This window comes from Marinimicrobium sp. UBA4209 (genome assembly GCF_002381585.1).
Classification (GTDB): domain Bacteria; phylum Pseudomonadota; class Gammaproteobacteria; order Pseudomonadales; family Cellvibrionaceae; genus Marinimicrobium; species Marinimicrobium koreense.
Window position 1 is genome coordinate 31,499 of sequence record NZ_DFTP01000095.1, and the last position, 463, is coordinate 31,961.

A 463-nucleotide genomic window follows, 5' to 3' on the forward strand; every position below is an offset into this window, starting at 1 on the left:
GTAGGTCGGATTAGCGCGAAGCGCGTAATCCGACAACCAGGGCCAGAATATCCGGATTTTGGGGGTTATTTGTTGGATTACGCTTCGCTAATCCAACCTACTTGAGGGTTGTAACACTCTTAACTCACTGAAATTAAAAGGAAAATCAAAAATCAAGCGGCTTTGGCGCAAAAAATCCAAAAATACCCTAAAGCTCCCCGGGGATGGGTCGATAACCTTTACAGAAGACCTGGTGACCGACTGTTCCGGGCTTCACTGTCCGAATGATCCACGGCTGGTAAAGCCTGTGAACTAAACAACTTAGGAGATCCATCATGGCTCTAGTTATCAATACCAACGTTGCTTCACTGAACTCACAGCGTCAGCTGATGCAGTCAGGAAATGCTCTGGACCAGGCCACCGAGCGCCTGTCTTCCGGCCAGCGCATCAACTCCGCCAAAGACGACGCCGCCGGCCTCGCCAT

At 50.5% G+C, this 463-nt stretch carries 1 pseudogene; it reads left to right on the forward strand.

What is annotated here, in order from left to right:
- Positions 1-368 precede the first annotated feature (368 nt).
- Positions 369-463, forward strand: a pseudogene (locus tag B3187_RS17620) (flagellin FliC); the annotation flags it as partial.